At 42.4% G+C, this 19,374-nt stretch carries 18 protein-coding genes; 11 read left to right on the top strand and 7 right to left on the bottom strand.

Features of this window, described 5'->3' with window-relative positions:
* Window positions 1-89: 89 nt before the first annotated feature.
* From NLG07_RS08785 to pedF, 5 genes are all read right to left on the bottom strand, one after another.
* Window positions 90-2,180 carry a 4Fe-4S binding protein gene (locus tag NLG07_RS08785; RefSeq protein ID WP_254855087.1) on the bottom strand — a complete coding sequence of 697 codons (2,091 nt, stop codon included), beginning with the start codon at window positions 2,178-2,180 and terminating at the stop codon, window positions 90-92.
* A 65-nt stretch (window positions 2,181-2,245) separates the two neighbouring features.
* A complete protein-coding gene (locus NLG07_RS08780) occupies window positions 2,246-3,766 on the bottom strand; it encodes an aldehyde dehydrogenase family protein (RefSeq protein WP_254855086.1) in 1,521 nt (506 codons plus the stop codon).
* Window positions 3,767-3,938: 172 nt separating this feature from the next.
* Window positions 3,939-5,717 (bottom strand): PQQ-dependent methanol/ethanol family dehydrogenase, encoded by a 1,779-nt coding sequence (locus NLG07_RS08775; protein WP_254855085.1) that lies wholly within the window; start codon window positions 5,715-5,717, stop codon window positions 3,939-3,941.
* A 161-nt stretch (window positions 5,718-5,878) separates the two neighbouring features.
* Entirely contained in the window at window positions 5,879-6,745 is an 867-nt protein-coding gene (locus tag NLG07_RS08770) for an ABC transporter substrate-binding protein (protein ID WP_254855084.1), read from the bottom strand.
* Window positions 6,746-6,792: 47 nt separating this feature from the next.
* Complete coding sequence (gene pedF / locus NLG07_RS08765; protein ID WP_254855083.1) at window positions 6,793-7,275, bottom strand: cytochrome c-550 PedF; 483 nt, start codon at window positions 7,273-7,275, stop codon at window positions 6,793-6,795.
* 162 nt (window positions 7,276-7,437) lie between these two features.
* Here pedF and NLG07_RS08760 point away from each other — a divergent pair, with 162 nt between their 5' ends.
* From NLG07_RS08760 to NLG07_RS08745, 4 genes are read left to right on the top strand one after another with little or no spacing between them, the layout of a single operon-like run.
* Window positions 7,438-8,601 carry an ABC transporter substrate-binding protein gene (locus NLG07_RS08760; protein WP_254855082.1) on the top strand — a complete coding sequence of 388 codons (1,164 nt, stop codon included), beginning with the start codon at window positions 7,438-7,440 and terminating at the stop codon, window positions 8,599-8,601.
* Window positions 8,585-9,562, top strand: coding sequence for a PQQ-dependent catabolism-associated beta-propeller protein (locus NLG07_RS08755; RefSeq protein WP_254855081.1), 978 nt, complete (start codon window positions 8,585-8,587; stop codon window positions 9,560-9,562). Before NLG07_RS08760 ends, NLG07_RS08755 begins: the two co-directional genes overlap by 17 nt.
* Entirely contained in the window at window positions 9,562-10,293 is a 732-nt protein-coding gene (locus NLG07_RS08750; protein ID WP_254855080.1) for an ATP-binding cassette domain-containing protein, read from the top strand. The genes NLG07_RS08755 and NLG07_RS08750 overlap by 1 nt, the downstream gene beginning before the upstream one ends.
* The gene (locus tag NLG07_RS08745; protein ID WP_254855079.1) at window positions 10,293-11,069 is read left to right on the top strand and encodes an ABC transporter permease; all 777 of its coding nucleotides are present in this window, start codon (window positions 10,293-10,295) and stop codon (window positions 11,067-11,069) included. Before NLG07_RS08750 ends, NLG07_RS08745 begins: the two co-directional genes overlap by 1 nt.
* Window positions 11,070-11,142: 73 nt before the next feature.
* Here NLG07_RS08745 and NLG07_RS08740 read toward each other — a convergent pair whose 3' ends face one another.
* Entirely contained in the window at window positions 11,143-11,337 is a 195-nt protein-coding gene (locus tag NLG07_RS08740; protein WP_254855078.1) for a hypothetical protein, read from the bottom strand.
* A gap of 130 nt (window positions 11,338-11,467) precedes the next feature.
* Between NLG07_RS08740 and NLG07_RS08735 the strand changes: the two genes are divergently transcribed.
* From NLG07_RS08735 to bfr (NLG07_RS08710), 6 genes are all read left to right on the top strand, one after another.
* Entirely contained in the window at window positions 11,468-12,922 is a 1,455-nt protein-coding gene (locus tag NLG07_RS08735; RefSeq protein ID WP_254855077.1) for an NAD(P)/FAD-dependent oxidoreductase, read from the top strand.
* A 15-nt stretch (window positions 12,923-12,937) separates the two neighbouring features.
* The gene (locus tag NLG07_RS08730; RefSeq protein WP_254855076.1) at window positions 12,938-13,777 is read left to right on the top strand and encodes an SDR family oxidoreductase; all 840 of its coding nucleotides are present in this window, start codon (window positions 12,938-12,940) and stop codon (window positions 13,775-13,777) included.
* Window positions 13,777-14,631: an alpha/beta fold hydrolase gene (locus NLG07_RS08725; protein ID WP_254855075.1), complete on the top strand. Its 855-nt coding sequence runs from the start codon at window positions 13,777-13,779 to the stop codon at window positions 14,629-14,631. The genes NLG07_RS08730 and NLG07_RS08725 overlap by 1 nt, the downstream gene beginning before the upstream one ends.
* Window positions 14,632-14,642: 11 nt before the next feature.
* Window positions 14,643-16,223 (top strand): cation:proton antiporter family protein, encoded by a 1,581-nt coding sequence (locus tag NLG07_RS08720; protein WP_254855074.1) that lies wholly within the window; start codon window positions 14,643-14,645, stop codon window positions 16,221-16,223.
* 109 nt (window positions 16,224-16,332) lie between these two features.
* Window positions 16,333-16,797: a bacterioferritin gene (gene bfr / locus NLG07_RS08715; RefSeq protein WP_254855073.1), complete on the top strand. Its 465-nt coding sequence runs from the start codon at window positions 16,333-16,335 to the stop codon at window positions 16,795-16,797.
* Window positions 16,798-16,806: 9 nt separating this feature from the next.
* Window positions 16,807-17,274, top strand: coding sequence for a bacterioferritin (bfr, locus tag NLG07_RS08710; RefSeq protein ID WP_254856845.1), 468 nt, complete (start codon window positions 16,807-16,809; stop codon window positions 17,272-17,274).
* 2 nt (window positions 17,275-17,276) lie between these two features.
* Here the strand turns inward: bfr (NLG07_RS08710) and NLG07_RS08705 are convergent, their stop codons facing one another.
* Window positions 17,277-17,666: a hypothetical protein gene (locus tag NLG07_RS08705; protein ID WP_254855072.1), complete on the bottom strand. Its 390-nt coding sequence runs from the start codon at window positions 17,664-17,666 to the stop codon at window positions 17,277-17,279.
* 264 nt (window positions 17,667-17,930) lie between these two features.
* Here NLG07_RS08705 and ccoN point away from each other — a divergent pair, with 264 nt between their 5' ends.
* Entirely contained in the window at window positions 17,931-19,364 is a 1,434-nt protein-coding gene (ccoN, locus tag NLG07_RS08700) for a cytochrome-c oxidase, cbb3-type subunit I (RefSeq protein WP_254855071.1), read from the top strand.
* The last annotated feature ends 10 nt before the right edge of the window (window positions 19,365-19,374 follow it).

The following is a 19,374-nucleotide window of genomic DNA, read 5'->3' as shown; positions in this document are numbered from 1 at the left end:
ACATTTTATTTACATCCCCTATTGGATGCAATCCTTCTAAAGAAGGATAAACCAATACCTTAGTCTTATGTTTAGTGACATTGCAGCGGTTAACTGACCTTGACAGCAATGGGGTTACCTTGCTTTGGCACTCGTTTGGTTTTACCTTTATATTTATCAATGACACATATTGAAGGGTTTTCAATGGTCACAACGCATTCTAGGCACTGAATACATTCTCGATAATTAATACTGCCGTCTTGTTCTATCGCATCAATATCGCATTTTTTAGTTTTACATAGCTGACACGGACTGCCGCACTCTTCTCGTCTGCGGATCAATTTAAACAGTGGAAATGCCCCTAGTACTGCTAAACCTGCACCAAGAGGACACAGATATCGACAATAGACTTTATGGATTTTCATACTGAGCAATAGCAATAACACTGCATAGACGACAAAAGGCCATGAACGAACAAAGTACAAGGTAATGCTGGTTTTAAAGGGTTCAAGCTCGGCAAGCTTTTCGGCGATTGACATCGAGTAAAACGCGCTGCCGACAATACCGACCAATAAGACATATTTTAAATACTGTAATCTCTGATGCGTACTTGGGGTGATTTTGATTTGTTTAACGTGTAACTTCTTGGCCAGCATACCTGCAAACTCTTGTAATGCGCCAAATGGACACAACCAACCGCAATACAGACCTCGACCAAATAAAAACAAACTAACAAAAACGAAACACCACAAGATAAAAATCACAGGATCTAATAGGAATATCTCGATGATGAACCCATCATACAAAGCGAGCAGTAAAGTATAAATATTAACGACACTCAACTGGCCTTGTGCATAAAAACCGATAAAGAATAACACAAAGACCAATGCAGCCCCTCTACTCCAATGCACCAATCTTTCATGAGCCGCAAGTCGCTGCTGATAAATGAACATTAAAGTGATAAGGAGCAAATAACTAACCGTAATGGCAATAACCGATGTCTTGCCTTCCCAAATGGTCATCCACAAGGGTTTAGGTGTTTTCACTAGGGCATCTGGATTGTCCATAAACAACGAGTCAGGTAACACCACCTCATTAATAAAGTCATGCTGGGCAATGACCATAAAAGATGGATTGTAATCCAAACTAAACTCCAGTCGCATTGGCATAGACACTTCGAAACCCGTTTGTGATTTTAACCGTAGAACCAATAGGTCCTCATAATCAGGCAGGTCAATCGCAAACTCAGGCTCGTAATAATGATAAAAATCTATGTCTCGAATGGACACTGGAAATTCATTTTGCACGAGATTAAGGCGTTTGGGTACGGTTTGCGGTCTAAAATCATCGGATAAAACAGAATAATCCCCGCGACTGAGCACAAAAATGCCTTGCTCACCTGGCTTCAAATTTTCGACTAATCGCGCATACTCTTGATCACCCAAAATAGCCTTGCCGATTGGCTCAACGGTCAAAAACGCCGTGTACAATTCGATAAATTGGTTACCCTCACCTTCATTAGCAATATCATCAATTGCCCGTTTTATTTCGCTAGGTAAATCCTGTGTATCTTCATAATTGACATGCCATGCTTGAATGAAACCACCGGCAACGAGTTCATCCCAGCTAGAGGGCACAATGGCTTTCGGATCAACGATTTTATTAGAAGGCGCGACAAACCCGTCTAACTTAGCTCGAGCGACTTTGAGTGCGGCGGAAATAATTGTATCGTTGATTACCAACACGGACACAGTAGCTTTACTGACACCATCAAAATACGTTGCATCGCCTGTGCGATCATCCGCCCCAATAATAAATCGTTCTCGAATTGAATGCCCAACATACTGTGCAGTAAAGTCATGCATGGGTTGAGGCCCCAATCCATGGATAAAGATTGGCTCATTGTGCTTGATGACTTTAAGCCCGGTAAGCTTACCTTGAGTATCTAAGCCAATTAGGACATTTATGGGTTCCCCAGCGAAGCCCATGAACGAGGCAAAATCTTTTGATTCGAACACATAACCGAGCAGCTGACTTAATTGATACACAGGAATAACCGGTATATCAGTATCGGGTGGCGCCACACGCGTGGCCGTTGGAAACAGGTCCGCTATATCTGGAGGGATATCCGTAGCATTCTCTCCTCTTACCGGAAAGATAAACCACATTAGTAATGCAATAAGAATGAAAATATTACGCATATACCACCTTGTAGAAAGCAAAAAGGCTCAGCAGACTGAGCCTTTTTATCAAATTAAGCGATTACTTAGAAGAAACCTAATGGATTGATGTCATAGCTGACCAAAAGGTTCTTAGTTTGCTGATAGTGATCAAGCATCATTTTGTGCGTTTCACGACCGATACCAGATTTCTTATACCCACCAAACGCAGCGTGAGCTGGATACAAGTGATAACAATTCGTCCACACACGACCTGCTTGAATTTTACGACCTACACGATACGCACGGTTTGAGTCGCGTGTCCACAGACCTGCACCTAAACCAAACTCGGTGTCATTCGCAATGGCCAGAGCTTCTTCTTCCGTTTTAAAAGTGGTGACAGCGATAACTGGGCCAAAAATCTCTTCTTGGAACACACGCATGCTGTTGTCGCCTTTAAGGATAGTCGGCTGAACATAGTAACCTGAGTCTAACTCATCATTGATAAGTTCTTTTTCGCCACCAGTGACAACCTGTGCACCTTCTTGCTTACCGATATCGATATAAGATAGGATTTTGTCATACTGTTGACCAGATGCTTGAGCACCGACCATAGTTTCTGTGTCTAATGGATTGCCACGCTTAATCGCTTTCGTCTTCGCTAGTACACGTTCCATGAATGCATCATAGATATCTTCTTGAATGAGAGCGCGAGACGGACAAGTACACACTTCACCTTGGTTAAAGTAACCGAGTACAAAACCTTCCGCACACTTGTCGATGAACTCATCTTCCTGATTCATGATATCAGAGAAGTAGATGTTTGGTGACTTGCCACCTAGTTCGACTGTAGAAGGAATTAGGTTTTCAGCTGCACACTTAAGAATGTGTTCGCCCACTGGAGTAGAACCGGTAAAGGCAATCTTAGCAATACGAGTTGAAGTCGCAAGCGCTTCCCCTGCTTCCTTACCAAAACCATTTACCACGTTTAATACACCTGCTGGTAATAGATCTTCAATTAATTCGACCAACAACAAGATTGATGCTGGTGTTTGCTCAGCTGGCTTAAGCACGATACAGTTACCAGCTGCAAGCGCTGGTGCGAGTTTCCAAGCGGCCATTAATAATGGGAAGTTCCATGGAATAACTTGACCAACCACACCATAAGGTTCGTGGAAGTGATATGCGATAGTGTTTTCGTCGATTTCAGAAAGCGTACCTTCTTGCGCACGAATACAACCAGCGTAATAACGGAAGTGATCAACACATAATGGCACGTCTGCATTCAGTGTTTCACGAACGGCTTTACCGTTATCCCACGTTTCAGCAACTGCTAGCATCTCTAGGTTTTGTTCCATGCGATCTGCAATTTGCAATAAAATGTTAGAACGAGCTGCAACTGACGTTGCTGCCCAAGCGTCTTTTGCTGCGTGAGCGGCGTCAATCGCTAAGTCAATGTCTTCAGCTGTTGAGCGAGGGATCTGGCAAATATCGCCACCATTCACTGGTGATGTATTTGTGAAGTATTCACCTTTCACTGGTGCTACCCACTTGCCGCCGATAAAGTTGTCATATTTGTTTTTAAAGGATACGACTGAGCCTTCACTTCCGGGATTTGCGTAAATCATAGTTGTCCTCGATTGAGAGTTGTTTATTTCACGTATCTTATAATGCGCTTCTTCAGCAGAGGTTGCCATGCATCAATGGGGCGAAAAAACTAGTACTTTGGGAGGAAAAATTCGATTTTCCAAACCAATAAAAAAGCCCTCCAAAGAGGGCTTTCATTACAACACAACTAAATTAATTCTTTGCGTATTTTTGTGGTAATTTGAAGGTCCACACTGTACCACCTTGATTTAGGTGTTTAACACGCTTAGCAACTTCACCGCCCCATAATGGGACCGCACCACCCCAGCCAGAGATAACGGTGAGGTATTGCTCTCCGTCCATTTCCCATGTCACTGGAGACCCAACGATACCTGAACCAGTTTGGAATTCCCAAACTACCTCACCCGTTTTGTCATCAAAAGCCATTAAGTGACCTTCAGGGTTACCGGTAAAGACAAGTCCACCTGCTGTTGCAAGTACCCCACCCCATAATGGAGCAAAGTTGTTGTGACGCCAAACTACTTCACCTGTTTTTGGATCGATAGCGCGAAGCACACCAATGTAATCTTCATTAATTGATTTAATCGTAAAACCAGCACCTAGATACGCTGCGCCTTTTTTGTAAGACGTAGGCTGATTCCAGATATCCATTTCCCATTCGTTTGAAGGAACATAGAATAAACCAGTTCTTTGCGAATAAGCCATAGGCATCCAGTTTTTGCCACCCAAGAATGCAGGAGCTGCAACAACTGTTGAACCTTGCTTACCATCTTCAGACGCAGCTGGGTTACCTGGACGATTGTCTTCCACATAAATTGGACGACCTGTTTTTTCATCTAGGCCTGTTGCCCAAGTGATTTTATCAACAAATGGGAAACCGCGAATAAAATCACCGTTTTCACGATTCAAGACATAGAAGAAACCATTACGGTCTGCAGTTGCTGCAGCGCGAACGGTTTTACCATTTTCACGGTAGTTAAATGATACAACTTCGTTTACCCCATCGTAATCCCAACCGTCATGTGGTGTGGTTTGGAAATGCCAAACAATTTCACCGTTATCAGGGTTGATAGCAAGACGCGAAGATGAGAAGTAGTTGTCACCTGGACGTAAGTGTGAGTTCCATGGTGCAGGGTTACCTGTACCGAAGAATAAAAGATTGGTTTCAGGATCGTAAGTACCGCCTAACCAAGGCGCTGCACCACCGTGCTTCCAAAGGTCGGCTGGCCATGTTTTGCCAGGTGCGCCACCAGAAATACCGGCTTCGATTTTTTTGCCTTCTTTCCAGACATACCCCATGTGACCTTCGACAGTCGGGCGTTCCCAAACTGGGTTACCTGTTTTTGCATCGTATGCGCGAACCGCACCTACAATACCAAATTCACCGCCCGATACACCGGTAATAACTTTACCATCTACAACAATAGGTGCCGCAGTGATGGAATAACCAGCTTTGTAGCTTTCAACAGTCTTTTTCCAAACTGTTTTACCAGTGTCTTTATTTAGTGCAACTAACTTGGCATCCAAAGTACCGAAGATGACTAAATCATCATACAACGCTACACCACGGTTAATCACGTCACAGCAAGGCATGATACCGTCTGGTAAACGCGCTTCGTATTGCCATAACTCTTCACCGGTACGGGCATCAACTGCCCAAACACGAGAATAAGAACCAGTGATATACATCACACCGTCTTTGATCATTGGCTGAGTTTCTTGACCTTTTTGCTTCTCACCACCGAGTGAAAAAGCCCATGCAACACGCATGTCATCAACAGTTTCTTTGTTGATACGATCAAGTGTGCTGAAGCGTTGTGCTTGAAGACCCATTCCGTTGGTGACAACGTCATCATTGGTTTTGTGGTCGGCTAAGATATCTTTATCAGTAACTCCTGCAGTCGCAGAACCCGCTGAAAAAGCTAACATCATTGATAATGCTAGTGACTTCATGTGTGTTTTAGTTGGCATTGCCGTTTCCTCATCTATTGTTTACAGTGTGCCAGTTATAAAACCAGCATTACCCATTCACAACTAAATAGTAAATGTCATGTTAACAAAGATGAACTCGTCGCGAGGCGGAAAATCCTCATCCTTTGGTAGGAGAATTATATAGATATAAAGAGGAGGATTTATTCTGAATAATATTGGGGTACTTGCAGTGGTACGTGATATTTGGCAAATATAGACTCGAGACGACCATCGTTGAGCATTGCCATGATGACATCACCAGCTGCATAGGACAAAGCACGAAAATCCGTATGCACCGCCATGCCGATGTCCCATTGTTGCTTTGCCATTTGTGGAAATCCCATACTTGCAATGGGATACTGCTCACTGCCAAGCCGATGTGAATGATAGTGCATTTGCGTACGCAGTCCCATAACCGCATCAATATCACCTTTTACGAGTGTATCGACTGCTTCTTCGATGCTTTTGTAGTGAGTGGTATTTTGCTTAAAACGTCCACCGAACGCCGATATTAAATAAAAATGTGGCACTGAATCAATCTCTGCACCCACAGGATGATAAGAAAAATAATTCATGGTCGTTAGTTCAGGCAGTCGTTCTAAGGAATGCATGACCGCCCAGGATTCGGTTTGATAAGGACCGAACATATGCACGAGTTCATTCACTAATAAACCTACATCATCGCGCAATAATGAAAAAGCCTTGTCATAAGGCACTCTCATCATTAGATCAGCTTTAGTGCGATGAATAATATGCCCTTTCCAAATTGCGTTGCGCAAATCATCTTCAACGGTTTCATCGGGGGTTAGCCATAGCAACTGCAACTCGACATTTAAATCATTGGCAATCGCTTGTGCAATTTCGACATCGATGCCTTGAGGTTGACCGTCTACTTGGAATGAATAAGGGGCATAATTACTATAGACTGCGACCACAATGTGACCACTTTCTTGTATGTCTTCTAACGAACGAGCTTGGCAAACTATACAGAAAGCCAAGCTCATTAATAGTACAAGGATTTGTTTCATATGCATTTAATAACTTTTAGCAATATTTCAACATATTAACTATTAGATTAATCAGCGTCAATCTCACCTTCCGCAATCGCAACTGCGCGACGTGCTTCGACATAAGTCTTGATTGCCCACAGTGTTTTTTGATCAAGAATTGGCGCATCAGCACCTTCAGGGATCCCGCCAAGGGCTGGCATGCCTTTTGATGAACCAAAACGCAAGCGCTCAACAAACCATTCGTCATCTTCCATTAACTCTGGGTTTAACTGTCGAAGATCTGGGTTTATACCACCAGATTGTGCGTGCAAACCATGACAACCAGCACAGTTGTTACTGTATGCAGACTCACCAAACTTGATGACTTTCTCTTTTAAAGCAGGTTCAAGATTGCGATATGGATTCTCAAATACCCAGCCGTCTTCGTCGTCATCACCATTTAGGATCTCTGGCATATCTGAGCTATCCGCACCTTGCGGGGTCACATTTCCGTGCGCAAATACAGAACTTGATAGAAGAACTGTTAATAACATCAGGTATTTTTTCATTGTTTTTTCCGTTTTTAAAAATTCAAATCTTATTTTAATCCAGCACCTAATAGGCGATAACTAGACTTTAGTGGACTCGCCCTCATCCTTTAGTAGGAATTATTAAAATGGTGGTTTAAAGCACATTATCACTGCATTAATATAAACAATATTATTACAATAATGACCAATTTTATTAGCATGCAAGGCGCTAAGTTTATTACCACCATTTTTTCAATAATCCTTATCTCGTTTGTTTCTAGTAGCCACGCTTCGACCAATCAAACTATTAAGATTGTAATTATCACCAGTGCCGACATTACTTCTTCAGGCACACCGAATCACCTCCGTAGACCAAAAAACGAGGGCATTGCAGGAGCACATCTAGCAATACCTGAAGCAAACCAAACAGGACGCTTTTTAGGTTATTCATTAAATCTTACTGATAAAAGCCCTTCAGATTTGACCGCAGATGACAGTATTGTTTTACTCAACCTAAATGAAACAGATGCGTTAAAATATATACCGCAATTGACCAAGCGCTTTCCAAATACCTTATTTATCAATGTTCGTAGTCAAAACAATCAATGGAGAACTGAGCACTGCAGCGCCAATTTATTCCATACTATTCCGTCATTTGCGATGCAAGCTGATGCATTAGGCCAATGGTTATTACAGCAGCGCATGCAAAAATTGTTTGTAGTTAAAGGGGAACATCCCGCTGACGCCCAGTACGTTGAGAGTATTCAACGCATGGCGAAACGCTTTAAAATAGATATTGTAGAAGAGAAGTTGTGGACGGGAGATTTTGATTTACGTCGGGTTGCTTACAAAGAAGTGCCACAGTTTACTAAAGCCCGCAGTGCCTATGACGCATTATTTGTGTCCGATTATCAACGTGATTTTGGTTACGCGTTACCTTTCAATGTGCACGGCCAGGCCCCTGTAATTGGAGACTTTGGGCTAAAAGCAGTCACCTGGCACCACACCATTGAGCAATGGGGCGCTCGCCAATTACAAAACCGCTTCGTTGAGACGTATCACCGCAATATGACAAGCTTGGATTTTACTGCATATTTAGCAGTTAGAGCGATTGGGTATGCCGCACAAATTCACCAAGTATTTGATGCTCGTTCATTATCAGAGACAATGTTAAGTGAGAGTTTCGCTCTTGCAGCCTATAAAGGACGAAAACTTTCTTTTCGACCGCAAAACCGACAATTGAGAATGCCAATTGCGCTTACTCATGACGCTGGGTTGTTAACCAACGCTCCGCTAGAAGGTTTTTTACACCCGACTACAGATTTGGATACATTAGGATATGATCACCATGAACGCTGCCAATAAACTACTTCTCACCTGTTCGATCAGCTTCACCTTATTTTCGGCGTCAACCTATGCAGAGCCAGAACTTGCGTATGTCACCAATGAAAAAGACGATACGATTTCAGTGATTAATTTGGATTCTTATGAAGTGGTAAAAACTATTGCTGTGGGCGAACGTCCACGGGGATTTATCTTTAACCAAGACCATTCTCTTGCGTATATCTGTGCTTCTGATTCGGATCGGATACAAATTTTGGATACCAAAACTGATCAAATAATTGGCGAACTTCCCTCAGGTGATGATCCAGAAACGATTGCACTTCACCCCAATGACAATATTATGTATACCGCAAATGAAGATGATGCATTGCTAACCGTTATTGATATTCCTTCCAAACAAGTCATTACTCAAATTGATGTCGGAGTTGAGCCAGAGGGATTGGCTGTAAGTAATGCAGGAGATATCGTTGTTGTCACTTCAGAGACAACTAATATGGTGCACTGGATAAACACCGATACCAACCAAAACTATGCAAACTCTATTGTAGGTGCACGTCCTCGCTCTGCGTATTTTACCAAAGACGATTCCAAACTATGGGTCAGTGCTGAAATTGGTGGTACAGTGCACGTGTTTGATGTGGCGACAACCACTGAGATTAAGCAAATCAACTTTGCCATTAAAGGCATACACAAAGACCGGATCCAACCAGTTGGTATTGTGCTGTTAAAAGACGAGCCCTATGCCTTTGTTGCGCTGGGACCATCTAATCACGTTGCGGTCATTAATACTGAGACCTATGAGGTAGAAGATTATATCCTAGTCGGTCGCCGTGTCTGGCAGTTAGCCTTTGATGGGGATGAATCAAGATTGTTAACCACAAATGGTGTGAGCAGTGACGTCTCGGTGATTGATACACAATCTCATAAAGTCATTAAAACCATTAAGGTTGGACGCTTTCCCTGGGGTGTGGCCGTAAAATAATGTCCAATATTGTTGTTGAAAACCTTTATCACAGCTATGGTGCAAAACCTGCGTTACAAGCCATTGACCTGGTTATACGGCCAGGTTTTAATGTCATACTAGGCCCCAATGGTGCTGGCAAAAGCACTTTGTTCAGCCTGTTGACCGGTATTCTTCCAGCGCAAAAAGGTCAGGTTCGCTATGACCAGCAAGATATCAAAACCCAGCGTCGGTCAATCATGCATCGCTTGGGTGTGGTTTTTCAACAGCCCACCTTAGATCTCAACTTATCGGTACAACAAAATCTAACCTATTTTGGCGCTTTACACGGCATTGCCAAAGTGTCTGTTATGCGACAATGTGAACCACTCTTACAATCTTTTGGCTTAGCTAAACGCTTGAGCGATAGTACACGTTCGCTCAATCAAGGGCATCGACGCAGGTTAGAAATCATTCGAGCATTGATTCATCAGCCCCAATTTTTATTACTCGATGAAGCCACCGTTGGCCTAGACGCAGATACAAGGCAGTTGGTACTCAACACGCTTAGGGAGTATGTAACGGTCAACAATGTGACGTTGTTGTGGACTACGCATTTGATGGATGAAGTAGACATGGAAGATGCGCTTACTTTGTTACACAAAGGAAAAGTAAAAGCCCAGGGGAAAACCGAAGATTTGTTAGCACACGCGAAGTGCAGTTCCGTGTTTGAATGGTACTGTTCACTGACTCAAACTGTGGAAGCAATGTAATGAATGGATGGTTTACAGCCTTTATCGCGATTAATCAACGAGAGTTAATTCGTTTTTGGCACAACCGGTCTCGCTTACTCAGTGCGTTGGTACGCCCCCTACTTTGGCTACTTGTTTTTGCCGTGGGTTTTCGCAGTGTCTTGGGGGTATCAATTATGCCTCCATACGAGACTTATATTTTGTATCAAGAATACATTGTTCCTGGTTTGTGCGCCATGATTGTGCTGTTTAACAGTATGCAAAATTCACTTTCTATGGTGTATGACCGTGAAATGGGCAGTATGAAAGTCCTGTTAATGAGCCCTTATCCCAGCAGCTTTTTATTGTTTGCTAAACTGTTTGCCAGCGCCGTATTGTCTTTGTTGCAAGTGCTGATTTTTATCGCCCTGTGTTTTTTGGTCGATGTAGACATCAGTTTGACAGGCATAGTATTCGCGATACCCGCTGTTTTTATGACGGCATTTTTTCTTGGTGCCCTTGGGATCATTTTGGCAAACTTCATCAAACAACTGGAGAACTTTGCTGGCATCATGAACTTTGTCATTTTTCCCATGTTTTTTATGTCCAGTGCTCTTTATCCTTTATGGAAAATTCGAGAATCAAGTGAATGGTTATACTGGATTTGTTTCTACAATCCTTTTACTCATGGCGTCGAATTGATTCGCTTTGCGTTATATCAACAGCTCAATAGCTCAGCATTATTGGTTATTATTAGTATCACTCTAGCGTGTAGCATTGTGGCACTAATGACCTTTCGCGGACACAAACACGCATAAATTTTATCATTAGACCTATTTTATGTACGAGTGTGCTGTGTACACAACCGGCATTTGCGGCAACTCAAGGGCGCTACAAAAACTCTTTGATTTTTTGATAAGCAATCTGTTCTAAAGCGCTCTCAAACTCTTCGTCTTGCCAGTCTGATTCAGATGATATGGCATTGAGCATATCAATTAACGAATACACCATACTTTCGTTCGAAAGCGCATCACAAACCTTTTCTGGTGACTGAACCACTGCATCTTCAATTGTATTATTCGACATAAACCTATCCACAAATGCCCAGTATTTAAACTTTAGACTAGTTTTTAATTTTTGTGAAATATTTTGCTTGATGGCCTTTTGTGCTTATGTCGATTCGTTTACACTTAACAAAAAAATAACAAATAACACTATGCCCCATCAATCTATTATCATTGGCACTGGTTTTGCTGCGATCATTGCCGCTATTGAGTTAAAACGCAAAGGCTGGCACGATTTTGTGATGCTTGAACGACGCAAGTTTGCTGGGGGCACCTGGCAACAAAATCGCTATCCTGGTGCCGCAGTAGATGTACATTCACCTTTGTATTCCCTAGCCGGGAAACCGTACCCTTGGACACAGATGTTTGCCAAGCAAAGTGAACTGGCACAATACACACAAGAACTGCTAGACGAGCATGGTCTCAGCTCTCATATTCGGCTCAATGCAAATGTTAAAAACGCACAATGGGATGAGCAAAACCAACTCTGGCAGGTCGAGATAGATGAAGGTGAATTCATCCAAGGGCAATTTCTACTAAACTGCACTGGGGCGTTATCTACCCCAGTTATTCCTGAATTTGAAGGGTTGTCATCATTAAAAGTTCCCTACTTTCATACCAATCAATGGCCTGATAATCTCGATTTACGAGGGAAGCGAGTGGCGATCATTGGCTCTGGTGCCTCAGCCACGCAAGTCATACCTGCAATACAACCTGAAGTTGAACACTTGCATGTCTTTCAACGAACCCCGCATTGGGTGATCCCTCGAAATGATATCAAATTTCCCAAGTGGTTTCAGTCGTGTTTGCGCATTGCACCTGTCTATAATGCCATTCGCTGGAGTTTGTATTGGTATAACGAGATACGCTTTTTGGGATTCAAACACATACCTGTTTTGTTGAAACTTCTTGGTGAGTGGCCAGCAAAACGATTGTTGCGTAAACACATACAAGATCCCGAGTTGCGGGCCAAACTAACGCCTGATTTTACTATTGGATGTAAGCGGATTATTTTATCCAACACCCTCTATCCAGCATTAGCTTCAGAAAATGTCACATTACATGATAAACACGATGGGGTTAGCGTTTTTTATGAGCAGGGTATCGAGACCGTGCAAGGGGAAAGACTCGATTTCGATGCTGTGGTGTTTGCCACAGGATTTAATGCGGCAGACGGCTTAGTCTCATATGACATTGTCGGTCGCAATGATGTCAAACTAACTCAAGTCTGGAACGACTATGCCCATGCTTATCTTGGGACAACGGTACCTCAATTTCCTAACCTATTCATATTTAACGGCCCGAATACCGGCATTGGCCATACCTCGGCGCTCTTTGTACTCGAGTCGCAAATACAGTACGTTAGCCAAGCGATTGAATCGGTGTTATCGCGACAAAAAAGATCCATTGAGGTGACCAGAGAGGCAGAAACCCAATACAATCAAATGCTGGATAAAGCCATGCGACAAACCGTCTGGTCGTGGGGCGGCTGCAAAAGCTGGTACCAAAATGCGCATGGCAAGGTCGTTGCATTATTACCCACGTTTACATTTATCTTTAGACGCTGGTGCAAAGCCTTTAAATCTGAGCATCATCATTATCACTAAATGGAGCAGTTAACCATGCAATCGTTTTACCAAAATAAGGTCGCCGTCATTACTGGCGCGGCATCGGGCATGGGACGTAGCTATGCCATGCAATTGACCAAACTAGGTGCGCATGTGATCATCACTGATGTCGACAGTGCAGGTTTAGATGAAACCGCGACTTTGGTCGAAAAAATCAACGGCAAACCTTGCATTAAGATGCTCATGGATGTCAGCAAAAACAAAGACTGGCAAGCTTTAAAAACACTCACTTTAGACACGCATGGTCATTGTGATATTTTGATTAATAATGCCGGAATTGAGGGCGCAACAGTTCCGGTTTGGGCTTCTTCAATCAGTCAAATTAAACAGACCATGGATGTGAATTTCATGGGCGTTGTATATGGTGTAAGACAGTTTTTACCTTTATTGGTCAAACGCAAAGAAGCGAATATTATTAATGTGAGCAGTATTTTTGGTTTGATAGGTTCGCCCAATGCTTCAGATTATTGCGCCAGCAAATTTGCTGTAAAAGGCTATTCTGAAGCACTTATGGTGGAACTCGCACACGTACATCCTCACGTAAGCGTTCATGTTGTGCATCCTGGTGGCGTCGATACCAATATTGCACGCTCTGCCAAAAGCGAAAAATTCAAAGCGAAGTTCCTAACGACCCCAAGCAATGAAATGGTTGATTATGTGCTTGCCGAAGTCGTCTCGGGTAATCCTCGCATCGTTTATGGTAACCAAGCTAAACGCACGTATTGGGCATCTAAACTCTTATCACTTCCTAAATTAGTAAAAATGATTGGTAAAAGTATGTATAAAATCGCCGATCCTGCAGACTATGATCCAAACCACAAGGGGTTTCGCTAATGTTAGGCGCAATGGTTTATCAACAGATGATGCGTCTAGAGGCTCAGTTGTATGGATTTTCAGCGCATGAGCATACCATTGGTGCTGTGCAATGGCATTACTTGAATAATCACAATGAAGGTAAGCCCAAACTGGTATTGTTACATGGCTTTAGTGCGACCCATTCGGTATGGCTTCGCTGTGCTCGGCACTTAACGCGTGATTTTCATATTCTAATTCCAGACCTACCAGGACATGGTGAATCGAGTTATGCACAAGAATTGAATTATTCAGTGCCCAATCAAACCTCAAGGTTACATGAGTTATTAATGCACTTAAAATGGCGTGATACACTCATTGCAGGAAACTCGATGGGCGGATTTATGGCTGCTCAGTACGCGTTGGATTTTGCACACAATACTCGAGGTATTATTTGTGTAGATCCTGCGGGCGTTGTCAGTCAACAACCGAGTAAATTAGAACGACATGCTCGCCAAGGCCGGAATCCGTTTTTTATGGATGAAGCATCACAGTTTGACGCCTTCTATGCTATGACTATGGCAAAACCACCATTTATGCCAACATTTATTCGCAAAGCGTTAGCCTTGCAATATGTCGCGCAAAAAAGCCGTTTACAGCATATATTTAAAGATTTTTATAATCTAAATGAGTTTCTAAACGAACGTCTAGGTGACATTCGTACCCCAGTTTTATTATTATGGGGCGCTAAAGATGAACTTATTGATATCTCTTGTGCGCCGATATGGCAACAAGGCACTCAAGGAATTAGTGTCGTGTGGGACGATCTAGGGCACATGCCAATGCTCGAAGCCCCTAATTTAGTCGCACAGGAGATCAAACGATTCTTACCATAGGATAAATTTGCATGGATTTTGTCATATTGCTGGTCGCATTTGTTTGTGGCTTTGCAGCAAAGCTATTAAATACCCCTCCCCTAATTGGTTTTCTTGCAGCTGGTTTTATTTTGAATGCCTTAGGGTATAGCAACAGTGACACGCTGCAGATGATTGCCGACTTGGGTATCACTATTTTGTTATTTACAATTGGTCTGAAGCTTCATCTTAAGGATCTTATCGCTCGGACGGTGTGGCTGTCTGGGTTGTCACATACTGTAATCTGGTTAACATTACTCAGCGCAATGATCTTTGTCTTAGGCAATGTACTGATGATCGAAGTGTTAGAAACGTCTCTAACAACTGCTGCATTAATTAGTTTCGCCCTGAGTTTCAGCAGCACGGTATGCGTCATCAAAATTTTGGATGAAGCAGGTGAAACGAAAACCCGGCACGGCAAATTGGCCATTGGAATTTTGGTTATCCAAGATATCTTAGCCGTATTATTTTTAGTGATTAGTACAGGGAAAATACCCAGTATATATGCTCTTGGTCTCTTTTTACTGATCCCATGCCAGCCGCTTATTCACAAACTTTTGTTCAAGTCAGGACACGGTGAATTACTTCCTTTGACTGGGTTTATTTTTGCTTTTGGGGCCTATGCACTATTCGAACTCGTCGGTGTGAAAGGCGATCTCGGTGCACTGATTGCTGGGGTTTTACTGGCTTCTCACGCCAAAGCCAATGAATTATCCAAAGCGCTTTACGGATTTAAAGATCTATTTTTGGTTGGGTTCTTCTTAACCATAGGGTTAAGTGCAATGCCAACGTTCGACATGCTGGCCATAGCGCTGTTTTTGTGTGTGTTCTTATTGGTTAAATTTGCGCTGTTTTTTGGTTTATTCATCGCGATGCGTCTGCGTGCTAGAACGGCATTCTTAACGTCCTTGTTATTGTCTAATTTCTCTGAATTTGGACTCATTGTGGGGGCTGTAGCGGTTTCTTCAGCATTACTCGAACCGGATTGGCTTGTTATTATTGCCATTGCAGCATCGTTAAGCTTTGTTTTCAGTAGTTTGTTGTACAAGCAATCACATCGTTTTTATACTTCTTATAAAGAGTTATTGAAACGCTTTGAGCATCCAACGCCTCTGGCTCAAGATATTTACCCGCAACTGTCTTGTGGCAAAGTATTAATCGTTGGTATGGGTCGAGTTGGTAAAGGGGCGTTTAAATCATTACACTCCCAAATGGGCAACGCGGTATGGGGGATGGACTCTGACCCGCAAAAAACCAAATCGCTAGCCAAACTAGGTAAAAATGTCATGGTCGGTGACGGTGAAGACATCGACTTATGGGAGAATTTAGACGTGCGTCAACTCGAATTAGTCTTGATCGCGCTTCCCTCTATTGAAGATACCGCTAATGTGACAGCGCAACTCAAACGCATTCAATATACTGGCAAAATTGCTGCAATTGCACGCTATGAAGATGAGGTAGAGCCACTCATCGAGCACGGAGTGGATAAAGTTTTTAATTTCTTCACTGAGGCTGGCTTGGGCTTTGCTGAAGAAAGTATGTCTTGGGCTGGATTAAATGAGCAATCTAATTGATAATAATTTGTATTAGCAAGTCATTGTTTTTATTGGATTTTTGCACGAAATCACTTGGCGTTTCACAGAGACATAAGATATACTTTAATAAAGTCAATCGGAGAGACCAATGAAAGCAGCAAATGGCATCAACGCCATATTGAACAAAGTACTCACATCAGAACTCACCTCTATCAACCAGTACTTTTTGCATGCTCGTATGTATAAGAACTGGGGCTTTAATCAATTAAATGATGCTGAATACAAAAAGTCGATTAAAGACATGAAGCAAGCAGATGCGCTGATCGAGCGTATCCTGTTTCTGGAAGGATTGCCAAACTTACAAGCCTTAGGCAAGCTTTATATTGGTGAACAACCAGAAGAGATGCTCAGCTGTGATAAGCGTTTTCAAAGCGAGCATATCGCACTAGTCAGAGAGGCTATTGAACAATGTGAAAATGTGCAAGATTTTGTTTCACGAGATTTGTTAGTAGAAAATCTTGAATATGAAGAAGAGTATCTTGACTACTTAGACACGCAAGCGCAACAAATTGACGATATGGGACTGGCCCTATATCTACAAGCACAAATATAGGAGACCATGATGCAGGGCAAACAAGTAATTATTGATGCACTAAACACATTGTTATCGTATGAATTGGCTGCAATGGATCAGTATTTTATTCATTCACAAATGTACGAAGATTGGGGCTATACCAAACTCTATGAGCGAATTAATCATGAATTTGACGATGAAAAAGGACACGCTACGTTATTAATTCAGCGCATGCTGTTTTTAGAAGGTCAACCGGACATGGTGACTCGGACTGGCTATCAATTAGGCCACACTGTACCCGAAATGCTCGAAAGTGACTTGCGTGTTGAGTATGAAGTTGCAGAAAAGCTTCGTGAAACCGTTGCATTATGCGAAAAAGAACGTGATTATGTGACTCGAGACATGCTCATGACCTTGCTAGAAGATACCGAAATGGATCATGCTCATTGGTTAGAGCAGCAACTCAACCTAATTAAGACGCTTGGCCTTGAAAACTATTTGCAAAGCCAACTTTAAGTTCAATTATTCGTGTTAAACAGGATACGTTGTTCCAATGTATTCTGTTTTTCGTTTATATCCTCACTCAAAATAATCAATTGCCATTGCATGTTGGGTTCAGTACAACTACCGAGGAAAATCTCACCACGTATCAGGTTGTTAGACTCCGCTTTTAGCATAAACGGGCTTTTGCCCATGTTCATATTGATGCCTTCTACATAACCTTTGATAAATTTTTGCCCAACAGGTAAATCAATTTTTACACTTATGAGCTCTTCTATCTCTACCGGAGACATAAACTCGACCAAAGTCTGACTATTCCTGCCGTTTATGGTGCATTTTTGCTCGATAAGAATGCAAGAAATAGCGTCTTCAGGTGTATTTTGCTGCGAACACCCATTGATAAACATAAATAGAACGATAAGAATATAAATATTAACGCTTTTTTGTAAATACAAAGGCTACCTCGAGTAATAAATTCGTGCTGATTTTGTTAAATAAAAGTAAATTCAGTTGACCTTGATCAACAGTAGTCGTAATAACCTACCATTTTCATTATAAAAGATTTAAGATCGTAATGTTGAGATGTTTTATGTAGATGTGGAATGTAGCAATGAAGCAGCACATTATTATTTTCTACTGCACAAATTTTTATTACTAATGGAAGAAACCCTATGAGCGCTAATACTCAAGTACAGCCGGATTACAACTACAAAGTTGTACGGCAATTCACAGTGATGACTGTGATTTGGGGGATCGTGGGCATGTCTGTGGGCTTATTAATTGCAGCGCAATTGTTTGCTCCGGCTTTGAACTTTGATATCCCTTACCTCACCTATTCACGATTACGTCCATTGCACACCAATGCGGTTATTTTTGCATTTGGCGGTTGTGCATTGTTCGCTACCTCCTATTACATTGTGCAACGTACGTGTCAGGTTCGCTTATTTTCTGACAAACTCGCAGCGTTCACCTTCTGGGGTTGGCAAGCTGTTATCGTCTTAGCTGCGATCACATTACCTATGGGTTTAACATCGTCTAAAGAATATGCCGAGCTTGAGTGGCCGATTGATATTCTGATTGCTCTAGTATGGATTGCTTATATCATTAATTTCTTCGGTACGATGATCATTCGCAAAACCTCTCATATCTACGTTGCTAACTGGTTCTTGGGCGCGTTTATGTTAACCGTTGCCGTATTGCATATTGGTAACTCAATGTCTATCCCAGTATCATTTACCAAGTCATATTCACTTTATGCTGGTGCTGTGGATGCAATGATGCAATGGTGGTACGGACATAATGCTGTAGGTTTTTTCTTGACTGCTGGTTTCTTGGGTATGATGTATTACTTTATCCCGAAACAAGCTGGTCGCCCGGTATATTCTTACCGCCTTTCTATCGTCCACTTTTGGGCATTAATTTCGTTATACATATGGGCTGGCCCTCACCACTTGCACTACACTGCTTTACCTGACTGGACACAGTCTTTAGGCATGGTGATGTCAATTATCTTATTCGTACCTTCCTGGGGTGGTATGATCAACGGTATCATGACGCTATCAGGTGCGTGGCATAAACTTCGTACTGACCCTATTTTACGCTTCTTGATCGTTTCTTTGTCATTTTACGGTATGTCTACATTCGAAGGCCCAATGATGGCAATCAAAACCGTAAACGCATTATCACATTATACTGATTGGACCATTGGTCATGTTCACTCTGGTGCGTTAGGCTGGGTTGCTATGGTATCCATAGGATCAATCTACCACCTAGTGCCAATTTTGTTTGGTCAACCCAAAATGTATAGCACCTCACTCGTTAATGTGCATTTCTGGTTAGCGACTATTGGTGTAGTCATTTATATCGTTGCAATGTGGATGTCGGGTGTTTTACAAGGATTAATGTGGCGCGCAGTGAATTCAGATGGCACGCTTACTTATAGCTTTGTTGAGTCTCTAGAAGCTTCTTATCCATTCTACGTCATGCGTTTCATCGGTGGTGCTTTTGTGGTAACGGGTATGCTTGTTATGGCTTATAACTGTTACAAGACCATCCGAGCGCCTAAAGTAGCAGTGGCTACTGACAGTGCCGTAGCAACCGCGTAAGGAGACAGAT

It is taken from the genome of Alteromonas sp. LMIT006 (assembly GCF_024300645.1).
GTDB classification, from domain to species: Bacteria; Pseudomonadota; Gammaproteobacteria; order Enterobacterales; family Alteromonadaceae; genus Opacimonas; species Opacimonas immobilis.
Note: the sequence above shows the minus strand (reverse complement) of the source record. Positions and strands in the feature narration are given on the sequence as shown.